Source organism: Micromonospora sp. NPDC023633, from assembly GCF_040640035.1.
Taxonomy (GTDB): Bacteria; Actinomycetota; Actinomycetes; order Mycobacteriales; family Micromonosporaceae; genus Micromonospora.
The window spans coordinates 20,966-43,033 of the sequence record NZ_JBFABB010000058.1 but is presented as its reverse complement, the minus strand read 5'-3'; the positions used below and the strand labels follow the sequence as shown (position 1 = coordinate 43,033).

The window sequence follows — 22,068 nt, the reverse complement described above, 5'->3', positions numbered from 1 at the left end:
GATGACCGCAACCATCACGCGATGAAGAAACCGGATAATGATCATGTCAAGCATCTGGTGGGACGCGAGTGTCAAGCATCTCCCGTGACGGGACAGCAGAGCAGCGCGAGCAGTTGCCGAATTCCGCTCTATCAGATCAAGGCGGCCCGCAAGCGGGCCGCGCCGGCCCGGCCCCGGCCTGCTGGCGACCTCCGGCCGGCATCGGCCGGGCCGGCCGGCCACGCTTGGGGAGACAACAAGACCTTGAAGACCCTGGGGGCTCCGTCCCGCACCCCGACCCTCCTCAGAGATGCCGCCGCGGATCCCCTCGCCGGGGACCACAAGGGCTACCGCCTCCCCGGACGGGGCCAAGGTCGTTCGGCTGGTGAGGCGCTCCACCTTGTCCCCGTCTGGGGAGGCTGGAAGGTCGGGGACTGCCCGATGAGGAGATCCGCGTCAACGTGGACGTCAGCATGGAACCCTTGTGGCTTCACGCGCGTCGGTGATCGTATGAAGCTGCGCGCGACGATTCTGGCTGTCCTGGCCACTCTCAGCCTCGGCCTGGCCGTGCTCGCCTCACCGGTGAAGCCCGCTTGGGCCTGCTCGTGCGCCTTGCGGCCCGACCAGGAGGACGAGCGGGCGGACCTTATCGTCGTCGGCACTGTCACTGGGGTGACGGACAGGGCCGTCCAACTCGCGGTCGAGTCGGTCGAGAAGGGCAATCCCGGGGCAGATGCCACGCTCAGGCTGGCCGTGAGCCGCGGCGAGGCCAGCTGCGGCTACGACTTCCGCGCTGGCACCCGGTACCGGGTGAATTCCATCGACGGCGCCACGGGGCTGTGTATCGGGATACGCCAGTTGCCGGATACGCCGTCCGCTCCGGCAGCGGCCCCGACGCCTGCCACGGCAGCACCTACGCCTGAGCAGTGGCCGGGCCGTTGGCGGCTCGCGACCGGTGCGATGCTGACCGTCCTCGCCGCCGGATTGGTCGCTGTGGCCCTGTGGCGGCATCGGACCAGGGCGGGCAGCCACCGAACGCGCGGGCCAGCCACGGGCCAGTAAGCAGTTCGTCGAACGGTCACCGACGGGCATCAGCGGTCACCAACGCCCGTGCCATTAGCGTGCCATTGGCGTAGGCCAGCCAGGGGCAGACCAGGCCGCTGAGGACCGAGCCGACCAGGCCGTGCGGTCTGTTGGCAGCCGCACATCGACAATTCCCAAGCTGATGCTGCGTACTGGCCTCGGCCCCTGAGCGGTCCACGCGGCTGGCTACGGCACGGTCGGTCGGGACGTCACCGGCCACCCTCGGCCAGTTCGGCGAGCATCCCCTCGCAGCTGCGGACGACGACCTGCGCCCCGCGCCGCTGGGCTAGCCGGAGCGTTGTGTCCTCCGCCCGTTTCCGCCACCTCCACTGGGCGTCGGAGGCAGCCTCCCAGAGCTGCTGCACGGTCACGTCGTGTGGGATCCCGAGTCGGGGGGCCAGACCGATGCCGTCGCCGCCGACCAGCCGCCGGGCCTCTGCGGCCAGCTCGGTGTCGAATCCGAGCCGGGTGTTTCGCAGCGCCGCGAGCAGGCGCAGCTCCCGGAACTCGTGTGCGCCCGCGAGGATCTGCTCCAGCATGGCGAGTAGTTCACCGCTGCCCGGTTCGGGTTCGGCTCGCAGTAGTGCCTCCACGGCCGCCAGCGCCGAACGCGCCTTGAGCGCGTCCCGCCGGTCGAGGAGCAACCGGTTCACCGACTCGCGTAGTTCGGTCAGGCCGCTGCGGCGGATGAGTTCGGCGGACAGCTTGGCCCGGTCGTCGCAGCCGGTACGGACCAGGGTGGTCGCGAGCTTGATCCCGAAGAGGCCGAGCCGGTCCAGTAGCCCGGCGCGTACCTCGGCGTCCAGCCGGACGGGCAGTTCGCCGACGGCGAAGCGGTCGGCCGAGAGCAGGTGGGGCTCCAGTGCCTCGCGAGACACGCGGGCCAACTGCGCGAGCGTGGCGAAGTCGGACTCGCTGAGCACCCGGCCAGCCAGGCCGATCAGCCCGCTGCACGCCACGGTGTCGAGGCAGAGTGCGTTCACCCGGGGGTCGCGGTACTGCCGGCGGGCGAGTTGGCGGGCGGTGAGCAGCGCGTCGATCCGTCCACCCCCGGTCTCGTCGGCCCGGGCCAGCACCAGGATGGCCGTCACCGGTGCCGCCTGCCCGACCGCGCTTTCCCGGCTGGACTCGAGCACCCGCAGGTCGGTGCCGCGACCGTCGCGCGTCAGGTATAGCACCGCGTCCGCGTCCCGCAGCGCCCTGTCCATCACCGGCGCCCGCCCGTGCTCGTCGATGCCGGTGATCGCGGGTGTGTCGATGAGGGTCAGCTGTCGCAGGGCCCGGGTAGGCCACCGCACCACGATGTCGCGCAGCTCGCCCGCCCGCCAGCCGACGAGGTCGACCCGCATCCCGGTCGCCGACTTGGTCATGGCCAGCTCCTGCGGCGGGTGGGTGGTCGAGTAGGCGATGGCGTGCGGTCGCGCCGCGTCCTCGTACCAGGTGAATACTCCGGTGCCGTCCGCGTCGCCGACGGGCGCCACCTCCTCGCCCATGACCGCGTTCAGCATCGTGGACTTGCCGGATCGCCACGGGCCGGCGATCGCGACACGCAGCGGCTGTTCGAGCCGGGCCAACTGGTGCCGGAGGTGACCGGTGGCCCGGCGATTGTCCCGATAGAGGTCGAGGGCGTGCTGCAGCAGCCCCCACACTGCCTCGCCGAGCCGCAGGCCGACGGTCACGCGGGGGGCCCCAGCCTCGCGGGGGTGGCCCGGGCGGTCAACTGCTGGGCCTGGTCGTAGAGCGCGGCCAGCCGGGTCATCTTGAGCCGGATCTCGCGCTGGCGTTGCTCACGGACTGCCGCGTCGGTGTCGGCAGCCTGCTTGGCGGTGCGGAACGACTGGACGATGGCCTCCTGCAACTCCTCGGTCAGCGCGGTGAAGTGGTCTCTGAGGATCCGCTGCACCTGGCGGGTGGTGTCCCGGCAGTCCTTGTTCATGCGGACGAAGAAGTCGTCGACGTGTCGCTGGATCGCCGTCTTGACGGTCGACTGACGGCGGCGGAGCATCTGTTTGCCCTCGTCGCGGATGCTCTTGCCGCCGAACAGCGCGCCGGCGCCGATCGAGACCGGGTTGATCATCGGCATGCCGGCCAGCGTCATCGCCAGGCCGAACATCAGCAGGCCGCCATAGGAGCCCTTCATGCCGGTGATCACCTTCTGGCTCGCGGTGAACCGGTCGATGTTCGGCCGTTCGATCTCCGGGAGCCGGTCGCCGAGGTCCTCAGGCACGCTCAGGGACCAGGGGGGCAGGACGTCGTAGCCGTACCGGGCGAAGTTGGCAGCCACCCGGCGCGCGGTCCAGTCGCAGCGCTGGATCAGCCATTCGTGGTTGGCCTCCGCCGCCTCGACCAGGCTCTGTTCAAGCCATTCCTGGAAGGTGTCCCAGGCGACCAGGGGATCGGCTGTGTCGAACGCCTCGTCGACCATCCGCAGGATCTGCCGGGTCCGGTCGCGCAGGTCGTACTCGATGTCGGAGAGCAGGTCGGCCACCTCGTCGATGAGGGTGTTCTGCCACCGCGTAGAGCAGCGACGCAGCTCGTCGACCTCCCGCTGGGCCGCGTGCAGGCGGGAAATGGGGCCGGACTGCTGCTCGGCTTCCTGGCTTTCCAGTTCGGCGCGCAGAGGCGCGGCGAGCTGTTCCACCACCGTCCGAGCGGTCAACGCCACCGAGGCGCGGGCCAGCACGTCGGCCTTGCCGGTCAGGTCCCGCTGAAGCCGGGCGATCAGCACCGGGAAGCCCGACTCGGTGTTGAGCCCGCGATCGTCGGTGGCGGCCGCTCGCAGACGCAACGCCGACGAGACCGGAATCAGCGCTGCGGGCACGCCGGCCTCGACCAGATGCCGCCGGTTACGCTCGGCGACCGCACGCCAGTCCGGCACCAGGTCGATCTTGGTCTGTACCACCACCACGTTGGGATGGGACCGGGCGACGTGCAGCAGCATGTTGATCTCGGCGACCGAGAGTTCCCGGGTCGAATCGGAGACAAGGAGCACGGCGTCCGCGCGGTGCACCGCGGCGACCGGGGTGCCGCCACCGATCGTAGCCACCTCGTCGCTGCCGGCAGTGTCCACCAGGACCAGCCCGGCACCGAGGAGCGCGCGCGGCAACGTGACGTCGACGTACGCGTGGCCGCCACCGGGCCGTCGCCCGAGCGTGCCGGCCACCGCGGCGGCGATCTGGCCCACCGGTACCGCGGTCCGTTCGGCGCTCGCCGAGGCTGCGGACGCGACTGCCCCGCTTCCTGTCGACGGCGTGTGGACCACCGCGGCCGAGGCGACCTCGCTGTGCCGCACCACGGTCGGCAGGACGGTGGTGCGGCCGTCGCCGACTGGGCAGACCGGGGCGTTGACGATCGCGTTGATCAACTGGCTCTTACCCTGGTTCGGCTCACCGATGACCAGGACCCGCAGCGCCGGGTCGAGTAGTTGGACACGCTTGTCCCGGACGACCTGGAGCAGATCGCCCCGTCCGTGTTCGCGACAGGTGCGGGCCATCCCGTCGAGCACGTCCAACCAGATCCCCGCCATCACCGCACCAAGTGTGCTGATTTCGGCTCACATATCAAGAGGGATGCGGAGAAAGCCGGATTAGCATAAGCTATCCGGCTTTCCCTCCCACATGGACCGAGTCAGAGCAGACCGCCGGTGAGGCCCAGCAGGCCGCCGCCGGACGAGTCGGGCGCCTCGGCGTGATTCCCCGCATCGCTGGTCAGCCCGCCGGTGACGCCACCGGTCAGGCCGCCGACGGCGCCGGTGACGCCCGGGAGAACGCCGTCCACCTGACCCGTCACACCGCCCACGGTGGACGGCACGTCGACGGGCGGAACCACACCGCCAGCGCCGTCGCCCAGACCGAGCCCGCCCAGGGCGTCGTCGACACCCAGCGAACCGACAACTCCGTCGACCTGGCCCTGGGTGCCCGGCACCGTGCCCCCGAGCAGGCCGTCCGGAGCGCCGAGCGGACCGTCAGCGCCGTCGAGCACGGTGTCCGGGTGGCTGACCGTGCCGGCCACGTCCCCGACGATCGGGTCGGCCGTCGTGTCCACGACGCCGACCACATCGGCGTCGAGGGTGTGCGCCAGGTCGTGCACGCCGATCAGATCGGCGCCCAGACCGTCCGGCCCGAAACTCAGGCTGATCCCGGGCAGCACGGTGGCCCCGACGGCGGCGGCCGCCGGATCGACGGCGATGGCTCCCAGCACGCCGGCCTTGGCGTCCACGCCGCTGTAGCCGCTGATGGTGATCTCCGGCGTCACGGTCTGCATGTGACTGACCCCGTCCGTGACGTCCGCCAGGAGCGGGTCGGCTCCAAGTTGACCGGCAACCGGGGCGATCGGCGCGAGTCCGTGGGCCGGGGCGTAGTCGACCACCAGCGGGACGACGTCCTGCACGTCCGTTGGGGTGATGTCGGTGAGCCCCGCAGCCTGCAGCGCGCCCTCCGGGTCGAGGTCGAACGCCGCCTTGGCATCGGGGTCGGTGAGCAGATTGAGCACGAAGTCGTGCAGGGTCATGAGCGGGATCTCCTCCGAGGTGCGTCAGCGACCGTTGATCGTCGACAGTGACGGTATGGCCGGCGACCGACCCCGGTCATCGGGGATGAGCCCGCGAGCCCCTCCGCCGGACTAGGGCATGCACCCCCTCGTACGTTAGGGGGAATGGGGGACCCGGGTCGGCGGAATTTAGGGTCCTGATGCCGGAGTGATCTCTGGTACGAACGTAGGAGCCCACGGGGTTCGCCGGGGTGTCGCCGCACGGAGCGGACGCCGTCGCCACCGACCGGCCAGCTCGGGTGAAGGAAGAAGAGCGGATGCCGTACGTCCTGGGGATAGACATCGGAAGCACGAACACCGCGGCCACCGTGGCCCGACGACAGGGCGCGACCTGGAGCCGTCCCGAGGGCGTCCCTTTGCACACGGGGTCGATGGCCGTGCCGTCGGTGCTGCACCTCACGATGGACGGAACGCTCGTGGTCGGCGAGCCCGGCATCGACGACCGGGCCCGGACGGCCCGAGGCTTCGTCCGGCGCGTCGGCGACGATGTGCCGTTGATGCTCGCCGACGAGGCGTGGCCGCCGCACACGCTGACGGCGGCGATGACGACGTGGGTGGTCGAACGAGTGCTCGAGCGCGAGGGCGAGCCCGCCGAGGCCGTCGTGCTCAGCCATCCGGCAGGTTGGGGCCAGCACCGGCGGGACCTGCTGGACACGGCCCTGCGCGATTTCGGCCTGGACCACGTGACGCTGCTTCCCTGCACGGTCACGGTGGCCGAGAGCCACGCGGCGCGGGGCTTCCCCGGCAGCACGGCCGTCGTCTACGCATTGGGCGGCGACACCTTCGAGGCGGCCCTGGTGCGCCGCAGCCCGCACGGCACCTACGAGACCCTCGGTCTGCCCCAGGGTGTGGACTGCGTCGGTGGCGCCGACTTCGACGAGGCGTTGGCCGAGCACGTGCGAACCGTTCTGGCCCGCGAGTTCGGCAGTGACGGCCCGCGGCAGACGGATGCCGCCCTGGGCAGACTGCTGCCGGAGTGCGAGCGGGCCAAGCGTGAGCTGACGGTCGGCACGCAGACTGACGTGCTGGTGACCCTGCCGAGCGGGCCGGCCCGTGTGCCGGTGAGCCGGGTGCAGTTCGAAGACATGATCCGCCCGGTGGTGCAAGTGACGGTCGACCTGCTGGTTCGGGCCGTCCACTCTGCCGGGCTGCTGCCGGCGCAGCTCGACGGCGTCCTGCTCGCCGGCGGCTCCACCCGGATCCCGCTGGTGGCCGAACTGCTCGCCGCAGCCCTTCCGGTGCCGGTCGAGGTGGAGTCCGATCCGCAGCTGACCGCCGCCACCGGCGCGGCCCTGGCCGCCTGCCAGATGGTCTCACCGCGCCTCCGCCGTCAGGATCCCCACCGCCAACCCCATCTCGTCAGCAGTGCGGGCCGGGCGACCCCGCCGCAGCACCGACCCGATCGACCTGATCACCACCGTGCGGTCGGCGGCGAGCCACCACCGCGTCCCCCGGTGCGCATCACTCCGCTGGAACTGCCGAAGGCGTCCCGCCTGGTGCTGACCCGTAAGCGGGGACGTGAAGGATGACCGCCATGATCATGAGCGGCGTCGGCGAGGACCGGCTCGTGCTGGACCAAGGGTCGCAGGCCGTGCTCGACGCGGTGGCGGCGACTCCGGTGGCTCCGCTCGCGCTCGGCGTCACAGGTCCCGGCGGCCACGGCCGCAGTGCGTACCTCCAGGCACTGGCCCGGGTCTACCGGCGGGCCGGCATCACCGTGCTCGAGAGCGCCCCCGACCAGCCGGATGCGGTCGACCCGGACACGGTGCTGCTGGTCGACGACGCGCAGTTGCTCGACGACGCCCGGCTGCGGGTACTGCGTCACCTGGTGGCCGCCCGCCGGCATCGCCTCATCGTCGGCTACCGACCGTGGCCCCGGCCGGCGGCGCTGGTCGAGCTGGCCGCTGCGCTGCGGCGGGACGGGCACCTCGTCCTGCTCACCCCGTTCACCAGAGAGCAGACGGCCGCCTACCTTGCCTGTGCGCCCGAGCTCGACCGACACCCCGACCTGGTCGACTTCGTGCACGGACAGACCGGCGGAGTGCCCCGCGACGTCGAACGACTGGTCCGTGGGCTGCGCGGCCAGGAGTATCGTTCGGGCCTCCCCACGGAGCCGTCCCCGCAGGTCATCCTCGAGTTCGGGCCGGATCTGGAGGACCTGGCCCCCGACATTCGGCGGCTGCTGTTGGCCGCCGCCGCCGACGTGCCGTTGCCGGTGGACCTGCTCGGCACGCTGCTCGGTCGTGAGCCGGCCGAAGTGGATGAGCTGATCGGCGAAACCCGGGCGGCCGGGCTGCTCGGTGCGGACGGCCGCCTCACGCCGATCGTGCGGCGGGCGGTGACCGTGCTGAGCCCGGCCACCGAGCGCACCACGGTCTGGGTTCGGCTCACCCGGTTGCAGCTCGCCCGGGGCGGGCCGGTGCTACCGCTGGTCCGCCCGATGCTCGCGGCCGGGGTGACCGACGAATGTCCGGCGCCGACGCTCGAGGCCGCTGCCGAGGAGGCGCTGGCCGGCGAGCCGGCAGTCGCGGCGGAGCTCTTCGCCGCGGCCACCGCCGCCGGGCGGCCTGCCGTCACCCGGCAGGCGGTCGCTGCGGCACTCGCCGGTGATCTCGACCTCGCACTGCGGCTGGCGGACCGGCGCCTTGCCGCGGCCCCTGCGGCCGACCAGGTGGAGGCGGCGGTGGTCGCGGCGACGGTGTTGGCGCACCGTGGCCAGGTCGCTCGTAGTGTGGAGCTGTACCGGTGGTCGGAAGGCGCCTCGGCGGAGGCGTTCGCCGCTCTGGGTGCGCTCGCCATCGGCCAGCAGGTCGACGGAGCGGGTCCGCCGGCGGGCGACCGTGCCGGTGGACCACCCACCCTGCATCACAGCGCCGCCCGGCTGATGGCTGACGCGATACGCGACAGCGTCGCCGGGCCACCCACCGCCGCGCTGTCCACCCTCGTGCAGGCGGCCGCGCTGCTGGAACCGGCCGGCCGGGCGGTGCTCCTGCCGGACAGCCCGGCGGCCCTCGCCGCGCTCACGGCGATGCACTGCGGCGAACTGGACACCGCGGAGGGGGTGCTCGACCGGGCCGTGACCCGGGGCACCGGCGGTCCGCTGATGGGCCGGCGGCACCGGTTGCTGCAGGCCTGGCTCGCGATGGTGCGTGGCCGTACCGGCTTCGCGGCCGATCGCCTCGCCGCGGTGACCAACGGTGGCCCGCCGCTCGAATCGCGGGACCTGCTCTTCGCCACGGCGTTGGACATGGGGATCGCCCGGCGCAACAGCGACCTCGGCACGCTCCAGCGCGGTTGGGGACATGCGCTGGACGCACTGGTCCGCCACCCGGTCGACCTGTTCACGCTGCTGCCCCTCGGCGAGTTGGCCGTCGCCGGGGCGCGGCTGGGCCACCTGAGCCGGCTGGAGCCTTACCTGCTGGAGGCACGGCAACTGCTGGACCGGCTCGGTCATCCGCCGCTGTGGAGTGCGCCCCTGCACTGGAGCGGCCTGCACGCGGCGATCCTCGCCGAGCGGCCGGCAGTCGCCGACGAGCACGTGAGCGCACTGCTCGACGCGGCGGACCACAACCGGTACGCCACCGTGGTCGCCGCTGCCGCCGCCTGCTGGGTCGAGGTGCTGCGCGGGACGGTCGATCCGGTCCGGGTGGAGAGTGCCGCCCGGGGCCTGCACGACGTGGGGCTGCGTTGGGACGGCGCTCGGCTCGCCGGCCAGGCCGCGATCCGCACCGAGGACCGGCGGGCGATGACGAGCCTGCTGGACTGTGCCCGGATGCTGCAGGGCCGTCCGGCCGGGGCCAAGGGTGGGCAGCAGCCACCGGGCGGCGACGCCATTTCCGTCGCTGGCCCCGCACCCCACCGGCTCAGCGACCGGGAGCGTGAGGTGGCCGAGCTGGTGCTCGCCGGATCGACCTACCGCGAGATCGGTGACCGGCTGTTCATCTCGGCCAAGACGGTGGAACACCACGTGGCGCGGATGCGGTCCCGGCTCAACTGCGCCAACCGCGCCGAACTGCTCACCCTGCTGCGCACGATCCTTTCCGACCGGTCGAGCAGCGTCGCCCGACAGCCCTGGCCGGAGCGGCCCCCGGCGTGAGTCCGCCTCGAGGGGCCATCTACGACCAGGCTGCGGGACGCCGCCGAAGCAGCGGTTGGCAGGACACCGGCCAGGGGGCAGCCCGGACGGTATCGGCGGGTGACGATCGGCAGTGAGTGTCGTCCCTTGGCGGACAGCTGCCGCCGCTCGGGCCGGGCCCCACGCTGAGTCTTTGTCCACTGTGTAACGGTGCTGGCGGGAAGGCCGCTAACTCCACGACGCGACGATCTGGTCGCAGGCCCGGCACCGGCTCCGCCGGCCGCCGCGGCATCACGGGGTTACCACCGAAAGGGGACCGCACGTGCGAATCCGCACAGTGATCGGCTCAGTCCTGGCATCGACGATGGCCGCCGCGGCCAGCCTCGTCGTCACCACCGCACCCGCCGCCGCCAGGGACACCGCCACCCTGATCCAAGGCGTCACCGGCGTCGTTGACACGGCTGCGGCCGGTGGCCGGGTCTTCGTCTCCGCCAATGACCGGATAGTGGTCGCTGACGCCCGCGGCACGCTCACCGGCAACATCACCGGCCTGGCCAGCCCAGCTGGCCTGGCCGCCACGCCCGACGGCAGCCGGGTCTACGCGGCGCTGACCGGCTCGAACGAGATCGCCGAGATCGACACGGCCACCCTCGCCGTCGTCCGACGAATCAACCTGGCCGCGTACCCGTCCCCGGCGAACCTGTCTGTCGACGGCGACCAGCTCTGGGTGGGCTACGGCATCAGGAACGACTTTGTCGGCGGCGTCCTCGGCCTCGACCTGTCCGTGGCGACGCCCACCCCCGTCCAGGTTGCCAACCGGATGTACGGCGTGCCACTGGTCGCCGGCGCCGGCAACACGGTCTTCACCGCCGAGGCGGGGATCAATCCCGCCAGCCCGCGGGTGTACGACGTCAGCACCACTCCGGCGACCCTGCGGGGCGTGATCGACGGCGCCGACAACGGCCTGTCCAACCTGACCGACCTCACCATCACGCCCGACGGCACCCAGGCCGTCTCGGTCTTCGCCACCTCCGGCTTCGACGTCTGGGATACCAAGACCCTGACCAAGGTGCGCAGCTACGGCTCGAGGGCCGACCACCCGGGCGTACCGGGCGCGATCGCGCTCGGCCCGGACGGCGAACACGTCGCCACCGCCTTCTACGGCTCGAACTACGGTCCCTACGCCAACGTGTACGACGCCGCCACGGGGGCGAAGACCTACCAGGCGCAGATGACCTACAAGGGCGACCTGGTCACCGGAAGCCTCTCCGTGCTGGGCGACGACCTCTACGCACTGCTCAACGACTGGCCGTACAACCGGTACTACCTGTGGCGAGTGGAGGGCGCCTTCCTGCCGGCGTCCACGCTGGGCCTGTCGGCCACCACCGCGGCGACCGCGCTGGACCCGTTCACCATGACCGGCCGGCTCGCCTTCCCCGACGGCTCCGCGCCCGGGGCACAGCCGATCGAAATCAGCCGCACGCTGCCCGACGGCACCACCGCCACCCTGCCCGGCGTGACCACCGCCGAGGATGGCACCTTCACCGTCGCCGACACCCCGCCGGTCGGCGGCAGCGTCAGGTACACCGCCACCTGGGACGGCAGCCCCACCTTCCGCTGGTCGAAGATCACGACCGAGGTCGGCGTGGCCCAGCACCCCACCTCGCTGACCGTGACCGGCCCGACGACAGGGAACACCAGTTCGCTCACCCTCACCGGTCAGATGAGCACCGCCGGTAACGTGCCCACGCCGGCCTCCGGGTCGATCGTGGTGTACCGGGTCTACACCAACAAGAACGGTTCCGTCGGGGCCGACCTGCCGCTGGTGCCGCTCGCCGCTGACGGCTCGTTCACCATCACCGACACGCCCCCGGTCGGCGGCCAGTACACGTACCACGTCCGCTTCGACGGCAACGCCACCTACGCGTACGCCTACACCAGCCACGACGTCACGATCCGAGGCCCGGGCGCCTGAGTGGCGTCCGCGGTGACGTCGGCGGTGCCCGTCCGGTCACCGGGCGGGCACCGTCCGCCACAGAGTAGATCGTGGAGAGCCAGGGGACGGACCATTCGGCGGTGCTCGCCTGCGTTACTGCGCTGCGGGCCCTCACCTGCGCCCGTGGCAGTCAGGTTGCCGGCGGGGCAGCGGTCCACCGGGCACCGCAGCGGGGCGGCAACACCGTGCCGGCGTACGGGTGGTGACGCGGGACTTCAGCGCAGCTGCCGAGGTGAGGCCACATCCCGGTCAAGATTCATGTCAAGCTCATACGTGGATTCCAATGCGGCTCCGGGTCCGGAACATCCCCGCGGGAACCAACCGGCTCCCCGCAAGAGAGGAGCAACGACCCCGGCCCGGTAAGTCGTACCGCCGGCTGACCGGACGCCGACGGGACAGGACGGCCGGAGCAGGGGAGCGGCCGGGTCAGCGTGAGATGGGCTCGAGTGCCACCGGCACGCCGCCCGCGAGCCGACTGCGTTCCGCGGCAAACGCCATGCGGTGGCTGTCCAGGGACTCCCGCGGCCCTGAACGCACCCGCGACCGGTCGCCGGTGGCCACCGCCTCGACGAAGGCCGCCATCAGTGCCATGTCGCCTCCGCCGTGGCCGGAGCCGGCGTCCGCCCCGCCGCCCCGGGTGTCCGTGGTGACGCTGGTGCCGGTCACGAAGTCGGTCACGGTGACCTGCTCGCCGTCGCCTTCCAGGTAGCCGTGGGTGCCCATGATCCGGGTTCGGCGGTGCCCGCCGGGGGTGAAGGCGCTCATGGTGAGGGTGGCGGTCGCGCCGCCGGCGAACGACACGGTGACGCTCTGGTGGTCGACGACGTCGTTGCCGCCAGCGTAGACGCACCGCCCGTAGGGCCCGTCGCGCAGCGCGGCGTCCACGCCGTCGCCGGTCAGGTCGCGGGTCACCACCGACAGCGGCCACTCGTGCCGGGCCGGGTCGGCGAGGCAGGCGCGGTAGAAGCGGGCGGCCGAGTAGGGACAGGTCGACTCGACCCGGCAGTCGAGGCAGCGGTCGGCGGCGCCGGACGGTCGGTTGCCGGGATGAAAGTGGTGCAGCGCGCCGACGCTGCTGACCTGTGCCGGGGTGTCGTCGACGATGTAGCGGAGCCAGTCCAGGTCGTGGCAGCACTTGGCGAGCAGGCTGCTGGAGGAGTCCTCGGCGCGGCGCCAGTTGCCGCGGACGTAGGAGTGGGCGAAGTGCCACCAGCCGACCGGCTCCAGGTGTTCCACGCCGACGATCCGGCCCAGTGTTCCGGCGTCGACGTGCCGCTTCACCGCGTCGGTGTAACGGGTGTAGCGCAGCACGTGGCAGACGGCGAGCAGCACGCCGGTGCGTTCGGCCGCCGCAGTGACCGCCTCGCACTCGGCCTCGGTCGGCGCGATCGGCTTCTCCAGCAGGATGTGGTAGCCGAGGTCGGCGAGGCGGGCGGCCGGTTCCGCGTGTTCCCGGTCGGGGGTGGCGAGGACGACGGCGTCGGCCAGTCGGGGTTGCGCGGTGAGGGCCTGCCAGGATTCGAAGGAGGCGGACGCCGCGACGCCGTGGGCGTCGGCGAGCGCGGCCCGGTGGGCGGGCCGGGGGTCGGCGACTGCGACGATGCGGGCCCGCTCGGGGTGGCGCAGTGCGTATCCGGCGTAGGTGCTGCCGCGGTTGCCGGCGCCGACGACGGCGAGGGTGACGGTCATCGGAGTCCTTCGCTATTACGGTTCTGGATCGATCTGTCCAGGCATTCGCACGAACAGTAACGATGTGACCTCGGTACATGCGGGCTCTAGTATCGGCCCGGACCGTAAGTTAATGTACTGCGAACATGACCCCCCCGGAAGGATGCGAGATGCGTGTTCGGAAGAGCCTTTCGGCCGTGGCGGTGGCGCTCGTCGCCGCGCTCGCGGCCACGGGCTGTGGCGGTTCCGGCTCCGGTGACTCCGGCAAGGCGACCGTGACAATGTGGAAATATCCGGTGATCTTCGAAGAGGCGAAGCACCGCGCGCACTGGGACGAGACCATCAAGGCGTTCCAGGCGGCCAACCCCGACATCGAGGTCAAGGTCGAGATCTTCCCGTGGGCCAACCGCGACCAGGCGTTAGCCACCGCGATCGCGGGCAACAAGGGGCCGGACGTCGTCTACCTGATCCCCGACCAGCTGCCCAAGTACGCCCGCAACATCGAGCCCGTCGACAAGTACCTCGACGAGGCGACCAGGAGCGACTACCACGAGAACGTGGTGCAGTCGGTGAGCATCGACGGCAAGATGATGGGCGCCCCGATCCTCACCAGCGCCTCCACGCCGATCTGCAACAAGAAGGTCTTCGCGGCCGTCGGCGAGACGACCTACCCGACCAGCTGGAACGACCTGCTCACCCTGGCCCCGAAGTTCAAGGCCAAGGGCTACGACGTCGCCGCCTACGCCGGTGACGCCAAGCAGACCCTGAACCAGACCTTCTACCCGCTGCTCTGGCAGGCCGGCGGCGACGTGTTCAGCCCGGATGGCAAGTCGGTCGCCTTCAACAGCGACGCCGGCAAGAAGGCGCTGAACTTCCTCAAGCAGCTCGTCGACGGCGGCTACGTCGACAAGTCCCTTGTCACCGCCGTCCCGCCGATCGAGCAGACCCGCATCGCGCAGAACAAGGTCGGCTGCGTGTGGAGCGTGCCGGTGACCGAGATCGAGAAGTTCTGGGGCAAGGACAACATCCAGGTCGTCCCGCACTTCACCGAGACCAAGCAGATCGGCTACGGCACCGTCGGCTCGCTGTCGATGCTGAAGACCTCCAAGAACAAGGAGGCGGCCGGCAAGTGGCTCGCCTTCGCCACCAACGCCGAGAACACCAAGAAGTACGACCTGGCCTCCGGCTTCTTCTCCCCGCGCAAGTCCACCGGCCCGCTGTACACCGGCGACCCGGTCCTCGGTGAGCAGGAGAAGCAGGTGGGCACCAGCACGGTCGGCCCGCTGCACGAGAAGGCCCGCGACGTCCAGGGCGTCCTCTCCCCGGAGATCCAGGCCGCCCTGCTCGGCAAGAAGTCCGTGGAGCAGGCGCTCGACGACGCGGCGAAGGCCGCCACCCCGCTGCTCGGATAGCGCCGGCGCGGCTCGCGGTGGGCCTACCCGCCCACCGCGAGCCGCCGAGAAAGGTTGTCAGATGGTTGCACTACCGGGGAGCCGCCGCCAGCGCGTACGCGTGCGCCGCCCCTCCGCCCGCGAGGCCGGCGCGGCGCTGCTGTTCGTCCTGCCGTTCCTGCTGCTCTTCGTCGTGTTCCGGTTCGGGCCGGCGATCGCCGGGGTGATCCTGGGCTTCACCGACTACACCATCGGTGGCGAGACCAGTTTCACCGGGCTGGAGAACTTCCGACGCCTCGTCGACGATCCCACGTTCTGGTCGGCGCTGCGCGTGACGGTCCTGTTCACCGGGCTGTCCGTGCCGCTGTCGATGCTGGCCTCCCTCGGCATGGCGCTGCTGACCCGCCGTGCCTTCCGCGGCGCGAAGCTCTTCCGGTCCATCTTCTTCCTGCCGGTGGTGACCAGCCTGGTCCTCGCCGGTGTGGTCTTCACCTGGGTCTTCGCCGAGGACGGGCCGTGGTCGCGGGCCATGGGCGCGATCGGCCTGCCGGCCGGCTCCTGGCTCGCCGACAGCGCGCTGGTCGTCCCCGCGCTGGTGCTGGTCTCGGTCTGGTCCCGCTTCGGCTACGGCATGCTGATCCTGCTCGCCCGGATGCAGGACATCCCGGCGGAGCTGGAGGAGGCGGCGCTGACCGACGGCGCGTCGGCGTGGCAGCGCTTCCGGTACGTGACGCTGCCCCAGCTGCGGCCCGCACTGTTCTTCGTCGCCATCATCGAGACCACCGTGTCGTTCCAGGTCTTCGACATGATCTACGTGATGACCGGCGGTGGCCCCGTGCGGTCCAGCTACAGCCTGGTCTACCTGCTCTACGACCAGGGCTTCAAGTACTTCGACCTGGGCTACGCCAGTGCCGTCGGGGTCGCGCTGTTCGTGCTGACGATCATCGTGGCGCTCATCCAGCGGCTGACCCTCGGGAGGGAAGAATGACGGACACGATCACGCCACCGGCCACCGTCGTGCCCGCCCCGCCGCCGCCACCCAGGCGCGCCCGGCGGCCGTACCGGCCCGGCAGGCCCGGCAAGGGCTGGATGGTCGGCCGTACCGCCCTGCTGGTGGTCGGCGCGGCGGTCACCCTGTTCCCCTTCTACGCGATGGTCGTGCTGTCGTTGAAGCCGACCGGGCCGGTCACGTTCCCGGACAGCCTGCTGCCCTGGCCGTTCTCCACCGAGGCGTACGACCAGGTGATCGGCGCCAAGAGCGTGCTGCGCTGGATGTGGAACACCGTCGTCTACTCGGTGGTGTCGGTGGTCGGCGTGCTGCTGTTCGCCTCGATGGCCGGTTACGCCTTCGCCAAGAAGCGGTTCCCGGGCAAGGAGACCATGTTCTGGTCGTTCCTGGCGATGCTGATGGTGCCGTACCACGTCACGATGATCCCGACGTTCATCATCATCTCCGAGCTGAACGGCGTGGACACGTACTGGGGCATGATCGTGCCGACCCTGGCCAACGCCCAGGCGGTGTTCCTGATGCGGCAGTTCATCGCCTCGCTGCCCGACTCGCTGTTCGAGGCGGCCCGCCTCGACGGCTGCTCCGAGTGGCGGGTGTACGTCTCGATCGTGCTGCCGCTGATCAAGCCGATCCTCGCCACGCTCGGCGTCTTCGTCTTCCTGTGGCACTGGAACGACTTCCTGTGGCCGCTCATCGTCGGGCAGAGCCTGGACATGCGTACCCTCACCACCGGCATCGCCTCGCTGCAGCAGGAGAACGTGGCGTTGAACATGCTCCTCGCCGGGTCGGTCGTGGCGTTCGTGCCGATCTTCATGGCGTACCTGATCGGACAGCGCTACTTCCAGGAGGGCGTCGCCACCACGGGTATCAAGGGATGAGCGTCATCGCGGTGGCGGCCTCGCCGGAGGTCCGCGAGCTGTTCTTCGACGCCGACGGCTGGGCAGCGCTGGGCCGGCTGGGGGAGGTGCGGCTGCCGGCCGACGGCGCCGACGTCGGCGACGAGCGTGCCCTGGCCCGGCTGCTGGGCGACGCCGACGTCGTCGTGACCGGCTGGGGCACCGCCCCGCTGAGCGCCGACGTGCTCGCCGCCGCGCCCCGGCTGCGGCTGCTCGCGCACACCGGGGCCAGCGTCAAACCGTTCGTCACCCCCGCCAGCTTCGCCCGGGGCGTCCGCGTCACCCAGGCCGGCGAGGCGATGGCGTACGCGGTGGGGGAGCAGGCGCTCGCGCTGACCCTCGCCCTGCTGCACCAGCTGCACCGCTTCGATCACGCCCTGCGGACCGGGGTGGACTGGGCGGCCGCGAAGGCGGCGCCGCCCCGGCGGGAGCTGCGCGGGGCGACGGTCGGGGTGGTCGGGGCGTCCCGCACCGGCCGGGCGTACCTCGGCCTGGTGCGGGCGCTCGGGGCGCGGGTGCTGGTCGCCGACCCGTACCTGTCCGACGCCGACGCCGGAGTGCTCGGCGTCGAGCGGGTCGACCTGGACGACCTGCTCGCCCGCAGCCTCGTGGTGTCCCTGCACGCGCCGGTGCTGCCGGAGACCGTCAAGATGATCGGGGGGCGCGAGCTGGCCCTGCTGCCCGACGGCGCGCTGCTGGTCAACACCGCCCGCTCGGCCCTGGTCGACGAGGCCGCGCTGCTGGCCGTACTGCGCTCCGGGCGGATCGACGCCGCGCTGGACGTCTTCGACGCCGAGCCGCTGCCGGTGGACCATCCGTTCCGGCGGCTGCCGAACGTGCTGCTGACCCCGCACGAGGCGGCGGGGACGGTCGGGTCGCGGCGGCGGGCCGCCGACATCGTCATCGCCGAGATCGACCGGTTCCTACGCGGGGAGCAGCTGCGCCACGAGGTGCGACCGGAGCACCTCGATCGCACGGGCTGAGCAGGGCTGACCTGCCCCTGGCGCGGCGGGAGGCCGGATGAGTAGCCTCTGCGCTCATGCGCATCGCCCTCGCCGGACTGGCCACCAGTCACCCCTACACCGACGCCCGCACCCTGCGCGACGACGCGGAACTCGTGGTGTGGGAGCCCGACCCGCAGCGACTGGCGCGGTTCCGGGCCGAGCAGCCGGACGCGGCGGTCGCGCCGGACCTCGCGGCGCTGCTGGCGACCGGCCCGGACGGCGTGGTCCTCACCGTCCCCACCTCGGACGTGCCGGAGGCGTTGTCGCAGGTGCTGGAGCGCAAGCTGCCGTGCTTCGTCAACAAGCCGGCCGCCGCGACCGTCGGGCAGCTCGACCGGTTGGAACGCGTCGTGGCGCGGGCCCCGGAGCTGGTGCTCTCCTCCTCGGTGCTGCGCTTCGCGCCGGACTTCGTCGCGTTCGACGTGCCGCGCGAGGAGGTGCTGTCGGTGCGCGCCACGGTCCGCCACGACGTCGGGCTCTGGGCCACCGGCTACAACCCGTGGCAGGACGACCCGGCGGTCGGCGGGGGCACCTTGGTGATGATGGGTCTGCACGGGGTGGAGCTGCTGGTCGCGCTGCTCGGGCCGGCGGTGCGGCTGGTCGGGGCCGCCGGCACCGTGCGCCGGCACCGGGGCCTGCGCTCGGAGGACACCGGGCTGCTGGCCGTGCAGTGGGACGACGGGGTGCCCGGCACGGTGGAGGTGCTCGGGGTCAGCGAGGGCGAGGCGTACGAGGTCACCGTGCACACCGCCGCGGGGGAGCGCCGGGTGGTGCTGCGCGGCGGGGCCGACGAGCTGGGCTACCGGGCCACCATCGACGCGTTCGTGGGCATGGTCCGGGGCGCGCCGAGCCCGGTGCCGTGGGCGCAGACCCGGGCCGTCCTGGACGTTCTCACCTCGGCGCGCGCCGTGGCCTGACCCCCGCCGGCCCGATCCATGCGTCGGGTGCCTTGACGCCCCTCCGGCCGGAGGTTACGGTCATGACCGTTACTTCGGAAGGGGCGTGGCTGGCATGCGTACGGTGGCGGAACTGGAGGAGCGGCTCTCGCGCCCGCGGGACGTCCTGGTGGACGACCTGCGCAAGCTCGACGGAGACATCCTGATCCTCGGGGCGGGCGGCAAGCTGGGGCCCAGCCTCGTCCGGCTGGCGCTGCGCGGCGTCGCGGCGGCGGGCACCGGCGCCAAGGTCATCGCCGTGTCCCGCTTCTCGGAGGCGGGGCTCGCCGACGCGCTGCGCGACGAGGGCGCGGTGGTGGTCGAGGCCGACGTCACCGACGACGCCGCCCTGGCCGCGCTGCCCGACGCGGCCAACGTGGTCTTCCTGGTCGGGGCGAAGTTCGGCACCTCCGGCCGGGAACACGCCACCTGGGCCACCAACACCTACCTGCCCGGGCGGATCGCGCAGCGCTTCGCCGGCTCGCGCCTCGTGGCCCTGAGCACCGGCAACGTCTACCCGCTGGTCCCGGTGACCTCCGGCGGCTGCGTCGAGCAGACCCCGGTCCAGCCGGTCGGCGAGTACGCCATGTCCTGCCTGGGCCGCGAGCGCATCCTCACCCACTTCGCGCTGCGCGACGACACCCCGCTGGCCCTGATCCGGCTCAACTACGCCGTCGAGATGCGCTACGGCGTCCTCGTCGACATCGCCCGTACCCTGCACGCGGGCGAGCCCGTGGACCTCACCATGGGCCACGCCAACATCGTCTGGCAGGGCTACGCCAACGAGGTGACCCTGCGCGCCCTGCACCACACGCGGACACCGCCGTTCGTGTTGAACCTGACCGGGCCGGAGCTGGTCTCGGTCCGTCAGGTCGCCACCGCGCTCGCCGCCCGGCTGGGCCGCGAGCCGGTCTTCACCGGCACCGAGGCGCCGACCGCGCTGCTGTCCAACGCCCAGCTCTGCCACCGGCTCTTCGGCTACCCCGACGTGCCCGTCGCCGACCTGATCGACCTGACAGCGGACTGGGTCGCCAACGGCCAACCCCTGCTCGGTAAGCCGACCGGATTCCAGCGCCGCGACGGCAACTTCTAGGAGAGACCGTGTTGACCGCATCGAGCACCCGACAGACCTCGGCCCTGGCCCGGTTCCGGCGCGGCTGCGTCATCCCGGCGCACCCGCTCGCCCTGGACGCCGACCGCCGGCTCGACGAGCGCCGGCAGCGGGCTCTGACCCGCTACTACCTGGCTTCCGGCGCGGGGGGCATCGCCGTCGGCGTGCACACCACCCAGTTCGCCATCCACGACCCGAAGGTCGGGCTGCTCGCCCCCGTGCTGGAGCTGGCCGCCGAGACCGCGGCCGGCTCGGACGCCATCCTGGTCGCCGGCGCGTGCGGGGACACCGCCCAGGCGGTCGCCGAGGCTGAGCTGGCCGCCTCGCTCGGCTACCACATGGTGCTGCTGCCGCCGTACGCGCCGCTGGACGAGGACGCCCTCGTCGAGCGGGCCCGGGCGGTCGGCGAGGTGCTGCCGGTGATCGGCTTCTACCTGCAGCCCGCCGTCGGCGGTCGGGAGCTGTCCCGGGGCTTCTGGGCCCGGCTGGCCGCCCTCGAATCGGTGGTCGGGATCAAGGTGGCGCCCTTCGACCGCTACCGCACCCTCGACGTGCTGCACGGCGTGTGCGCGGCCGGCCGCAACGGCGACCTCGCCCTCTACACCGGCAACGACGACCACATCCTCGCCGACCTCGTGGCCCCGCACCGGGTCATGGTGGACGGCCGGGCCGTCGAGGTCGAGTTCGTCGGTGGGCTGCTCGGCCAGTGGGCGGTCTGGGCGAACACCGCGGTGACGCTGCTCGACGACGCCCGCCGGGCCCGGGCCGGCGACGACGCCGCGCTGCGCCGGCTGCTCACCCTCGACGGTCACCTGACCGACGCCAACGCCGCCATCTTCGACTCCGCCAACGGCTACCACGGCTGCATTCCCGGCATCCACGAGGTGCTGCGCCGGCAGGGCCTGCTGGCCGGCCGGTGGTGCCTGGACCCGGCCGAGGAGCTGTCGCCGGGGCAGATGGCCGAGCTGGACCGGGTGCACCGGGCGTACCCGCACCTGCGCGACGACGACTTCGTCGCCGAGCACCTCGACACCTGGCTGTCCTGACCGCGTCCGACGCGGTCAGCAGGGCGGCGGCGCGCGACGGCATCCTCGCCGCCGCCCTCGCGGCCGCCCGCCCGGGACCGGAGCGGGCGGTCAGAGGGTCAGGCGGTAGAGCGTCAGCGGGCGGCCGCTGGTGCCGGAGGCGAGGTTGCCGGTCCGCTCGGCCAGGCCGGCCAGCTCGAGGCGGTGCAGCATGCGCCGGGCGGTGCGCTGTTGCACCCGCAGCTGGTCGGCGACCTCCCGGCTGGTCAGCGGCTCGTCGCCGACCGCCGTGCGCACCTCGCGCAACCGCAGCAGGGTCGGCACGGACAGGCCGACCCGTTGGGCGATGACCGCCAGGTTCACCTCCGCCGGCGGCGGGGTCGGCGTGGTCGACTCCAGCACGATGTCGGTCTCGCCGCGCAGCGACAGCACGGCCGTGGTGGGGCCGACCCTGCGGGCGCGGCTGAGGGCGCGGCGCGCCAGGTTCTCCGCCTCGGCGGCGCTGCGTCCCAGCCCGAACCCGATCTGGACGGTCTCGTGCCGGTCGGCCAGGCGGCGCAGCATCGGCAGCGCGGTGAAGCCGCCGGTGGCGTCGTGCAGCGGCCCTCGGGTGGTGACGATGAGGTACGTGTCGGGGGCGAAGCGCGCGACGGTGCCGCCGAGCCCGGCCACCTCCTTGAGCAGCCCGTCGTCGCCGTCGGACAGGTTGGCCAGCCCGAGCGCGATCTGGGCGTCCTCCTGGGCCTGGCTGCCGACCTGCAGCAGGAGTTGGCGCAGCGCGGTGCGTACCGAGTGGTTCGACGGGGCGAGGCGGAACGCCGGCATCTCGTGGCGCAGCGTCTCGTAGACCGAGCTGAGGCAGGTGACGGCGACGTCCGCGCCGGCCTTGCGCTGGCGGCGGTGGAAGGCGATCACGTCGTCGGAGCTCAGGCCGCTGCGATAGGGCAGCGACCGGACCCGGTCCACCGGCAGGTCGGCCTCGCCGAAGGTGCCGGCGAGGTCCGCGCCGGTGACGGTGTCGATCGACATGCGGGTGACGTCGCGGCCGTCGCGCAGCAGCCGCACGGCGGCCTGGAGCAGGGTCGCGCCGGTGTAGTCGACGAAGACCGCCGGCCTGTTCAGCAGGTTCGCCTCCCGGGCGAGGGTGTACGGCACGACGCCGGTGAACAGCCACGCCTCGACCTGGCCGGCGTGTGCCTCCACGATCGCCGGTGCCTGCGACTCGTGGTCGTAGTGCAGCCGCCGGGCGGTGACGCCGGGCTGCTCCTCGCAGGTGGCGGCCACGTCGTCGACCAGGTCGTGCGGACCCACGACCCCGATCTCAATGGTCACCGCTGCCTCCTGTCAG

Annotated in this window: 16 protein-coding genes; 11 read left to right on the top strand and 5 right to left on the bottom strand. The window is 72.0% G+C overall.

What is annotated here, in order from left to right:
• Positions 1-489: 489 nt before the first annotated feature.
• A complete protein-coding gene (locus AB0G13_RS19390; RefSeq protein ID WP_357875983.1) occupies positions 490-1,041 on the top strand; it encodes a hypothetical protein in 552 nt (183 codons plus the stop codon).
• Between the two features lie 230 nt (positions 1,042-1,271).
• Here the strand turns inward: AB0G13_RS19390 and AB0G13_RS19385 are convergent, their stop codons facing one another.
• The 3 genes from AB0G13_RS19385 to AB0G13_RS19375 all read right to left on the bottom strand — a co-directional run bounded on the left by AB0G13_RS19385 (position 1,272) and on the right by AB0G13_RS19375 (position 5,571).
• Entirely contained in the window at positions 1,272-2,741 is a 1,470-nt protein-coding gene (locus AB0G13_RS19385; RefSeq protein WP_357875981.1) for a GTPase domain-containing protein, read from the bottom strand.
• The gene (locus tag AB0G13_RS19380; protein ID WP_357875989.1) at positions 2,738-4,588 is read right to left on the bottom strand and encodes a dynamin family protein; all 1,851 of its coding nucleotides are present in this window, start codon (positions 4,586-4,588) and stop codon (positions 2,738-2,740) included. Before AB0G13_RS19380 ends, AB0G13_RS19385 begins: the two co-directional genes overlap by 4 nt.
• 101 nt (positions 4,589-4,689) lie before the next feature.
• Positions 4,690-5,571 carry an IniB N-terminal domain-containing protein gene (locus AB0G13_RS19375; RefSeq protein WP_357875979.1) on the bottom strand — a complete coding sequence of 294 codons (882 nt, stop codon included), beginning with the start codon at positions 5,569-5,571 and terminating at the stop codon, positions 4,690-4,692.
• A 296-nt stretch (positions 5,572-5,867) separates the two neighbouring features.
• Between AB0G13_RS19375 and AB0G13_RS19370 the strand changes: the two genes are divergently transcribed.
• The 3 genes from AB0G13_RS19370 to AB0G13_RS19360 all read left to right on the top strand — a co-directional run bounded on the left by AB0G13_RS19370 (position 5,868) and on the right by AB0G13_RS19360 (position 11,660).
• A complete protein-coding gene (locus AB0G13_RS19370) occupies positions 5,868-7,139 on the top strand; it encodes an Hsp70 family protein (protein WP_357875978.1) in 1,272 nt (423 codons plus the stop codon).
• Positions 7,136-9,706, top strand: a complete 2,571-nt coding sequence (locus tag AB0G13_RS19365) for a helix-turn-helix transcriptional regulator (RefSeq protein ID WP_357875977.1) — start codon at positions 7,136-7,138, stop codon at positions 9,704-9,706. The genes AB0G13_RS19370 and AB0G13_RS19365 overlap by 4 nt, the downstream gene beginning before the upstream one ends.
• Positions 9,707-10,007: 301 nt before the next feature.
• Positions 10,008-11,660 (top strand): hypothetical protein, encoded by a 1,653-nt coding sequence (locus AB0G13_RS19360; RefSeq protein ID WP_357875976.1) that lies wholly within the window; start codon positions 10,008-10,010, stop codon positions 11,658-11,660.
• Between the two features lie 447 nt (positions 11,661-12,107).
• On the opposite strand, the gene AB0G13_RS19355 is transcribed toward AB0G13_RS19360, so the two are convergent.
• Positions 12,108-13,370: a Gfo/Idh/MocA family oxidoreductase gene (locus AB0G13_RS19355; RefSeq protein WP_357875974.1), complete on the bottom strand. Its 1,263-nt coding sequence runs from the start codon at positions 13,368-13,370 to the stop codon at positions 12,108-12,110.
• Between the two features lie 149 nt (positions 13,371-13,519).
• Between AB0G13_RS19355 and AB0G13_RS19350 the strand changes: the two genes are divergently transcribed.
• The 7 genes from AB0G13_RS19350 (at position 13,520) to AB0G13_RS19320 (ending at position 20,741) form a co-directional block, all read left to right on the top strand.
• Positions 13,520-14,761, top strand: a complete 1,242-nt coding sequence (locus AB0G13_RS19350) for a sugar ABC transporter substrate-binding protein (protein WP_357875972.1) — start codon at positions 13,520-13,522, stop codon at positions 14,759-14,761.
• 61 nt (positions 14,762-14,822) lie between these two features.
• Positions 14,823-15,728, top strand: coding sequence for a sugar ABC transporter permease (locus tag AB0G13_RS19345; RefSeq protein WP_357875970.1), 906 nt, complete (start codon positions 14,823-14,825; stop codon positions 15,726-15,728).
• The gene (locus AB0G13_RS19340; RefSeq protein ID WP_357875968.1) at positions 15,725-16,627 is read left to right on the top strand and encodes a carbohydrate ABC transporter permease; all 903 of its coding nucleotides are present in this window, start codon (positions 15,725-15,727) and stop codon (positions 16,625-16,627) included. Before AB0G13_RS19345 ends, AB0G13_RS19340 begins: the two co-directional genes overlap by 4 nt.
• The gene (locus tag AB0G13_RS19335) at positions 16,624-17,628 is read left to right on the top strand and encodes a hydroxyacid dehydrogenase (RefSeq protein WP_357875966.1); all 1,005 of its coding nucleotides are present in this window, start codon (positions 16,624-16,626) and stop codon (positions 17,626-17,628) included. The genes AB0G13_RS19340 and AB0G13_RS19335 overlap by 4 nt, the downstream gene beginning before the upstream one ends.
• A gap of 56 nt (positions 17,629-17,684) precedes the next feature.
• Positions 17,685-18,566, top strand: a complete 882-nt coding sequence (locus AB0G13_RS19330; protein ID WP_357875964.1) for a Gfo/Idh/MocA family oxidoreductase — start codon at positions 17,685-17,687, stop codon at positions 18,564-18,566.
• Positions 18,567-18,660: 94 nt separating this feature from the next.
• Entirely contained in the window at positions 18,661-19,677 is a 1,017-nt protein-coding gene (locus tag AB0G13_RS19325; RefSeq protein ID WP_357875987.1) for an NAD-dependent epimerase/dehydratase family protein, read from the top strand.
• A gap of 8 nt (positions 19,678-19,685) precedes the next feature.
• Entirely contained in the window at positions 19,686-20,741 is a 1,056-nt protein-coding gene (locus AB0G13_RS19320) for a dihydrodipicolinate synthase family protein (RefSeq protein WP_357875962.1), read from the top strand.
• 90 nt (positions 20,742-20,831) lie between these two features.
• Here the strand turns inward: AB0G13_RS19320 and AB0G13_RS19315 are convergent, their stop codons facing one another.
• Positions 20,832-22,052, bottom strand: a complete 1,221-nt coding sequence (locus AB0G13_RS19315) for a hypothetical protein (protein ID WP_357875960.1) — start codon at positions 22,050-22,052, stop codon at positions 20,832-20,834.
• Positions 22,053-22,068: the final 16 nt, after the last annotated feature.

Bases quoted from the DNA above. Each gene is read 5' to 3' on its own strand.
- AB0G13_RS19390 (WP_357875983.1), top strand. From the start codon at position 490: ATGAAGCTGCGCGCGACGATTCTGGCTGTCCTGGCCACTCTCAGCCTC.
- AB0G13_RS19380 (WP_357875989.1), bottom strand. From the start codon at position 4,588: ATGGCGGGGATCTGGTTGGACGTGCTCGACGGGATGGCCCGCACCTGT.
- AB0G13_RS19375 (WP_357875979.1), bottom strand. From the start codon at position 5,571: ATGACCCTGCACGACTTCGTGCTCAATCTGCTCACCGACCCCGATGCC.
- AB0G13_RS19370 (WP_357875978.1), top strand. From the start codon at position 5,868: ATGCCGTACGTCCTGGGGATAGACATCGGAAGCACGAACACCGCGGCC.
- AB0G13_RS19365 (WP_357875977.1), top strand. From the start codon at position 7,136: ATGACCGCCATGATCATGAGCGGCGTCGGCGAGGACCGGCTCGTGCTG.
- AB0G13_RS19355 (WP_357875974.1), bottom strand. From the start codon at position 13,370: ATGACCGTCACCCTCGCCGTCGTCGGCGCCGGCAACCGCGGCAGCACC.
- AB0G13_RS19350 (WP_357875972.1), top strand. From the start codon at position 13,520: ATGCGTGTTCGGAAGAGCCTTTCGGCCGTGGCGGTGGCGCTCGTCGCC.
- AB0G13_RS19345 (WP_357875970.1), top strand. From the start codon at position 14,823: ATGGTTGCACTACCGGGGAGCCGCCGCCAGCGCGTACGCGTGCGCCGC.
- AB0G13_RS19340 (WP_357875968.1), top strand. From the start codon at position 15,725: ATGACGGACACGATCACGCCACCGGCCACCGTCGTGCCCGCCCCGCCG.
- AB0G13_RS19335 (WP_357875966.1), top strand. From the start codon at position 16,624: ATGAGCGTCATCGCGGTGGCGGCCTCGCCGGAGGTCCGCGAGCTGTTC.
- AB0G13_RS19330 (WP_357875964.1), top strand. From the start codon at position 17,685: ATGCGCATCGCCCTCGCCGGACTGGCCACCAGTCACCCCTACACCGAC.
- AB0G13_RS19325 (WP_357875987.1), top strand. From the start codon at position 18,661: ATGCGTACGGTGGCGGAACTGGAGGAGCGGCTCTCGCGCCCGCGGGAC.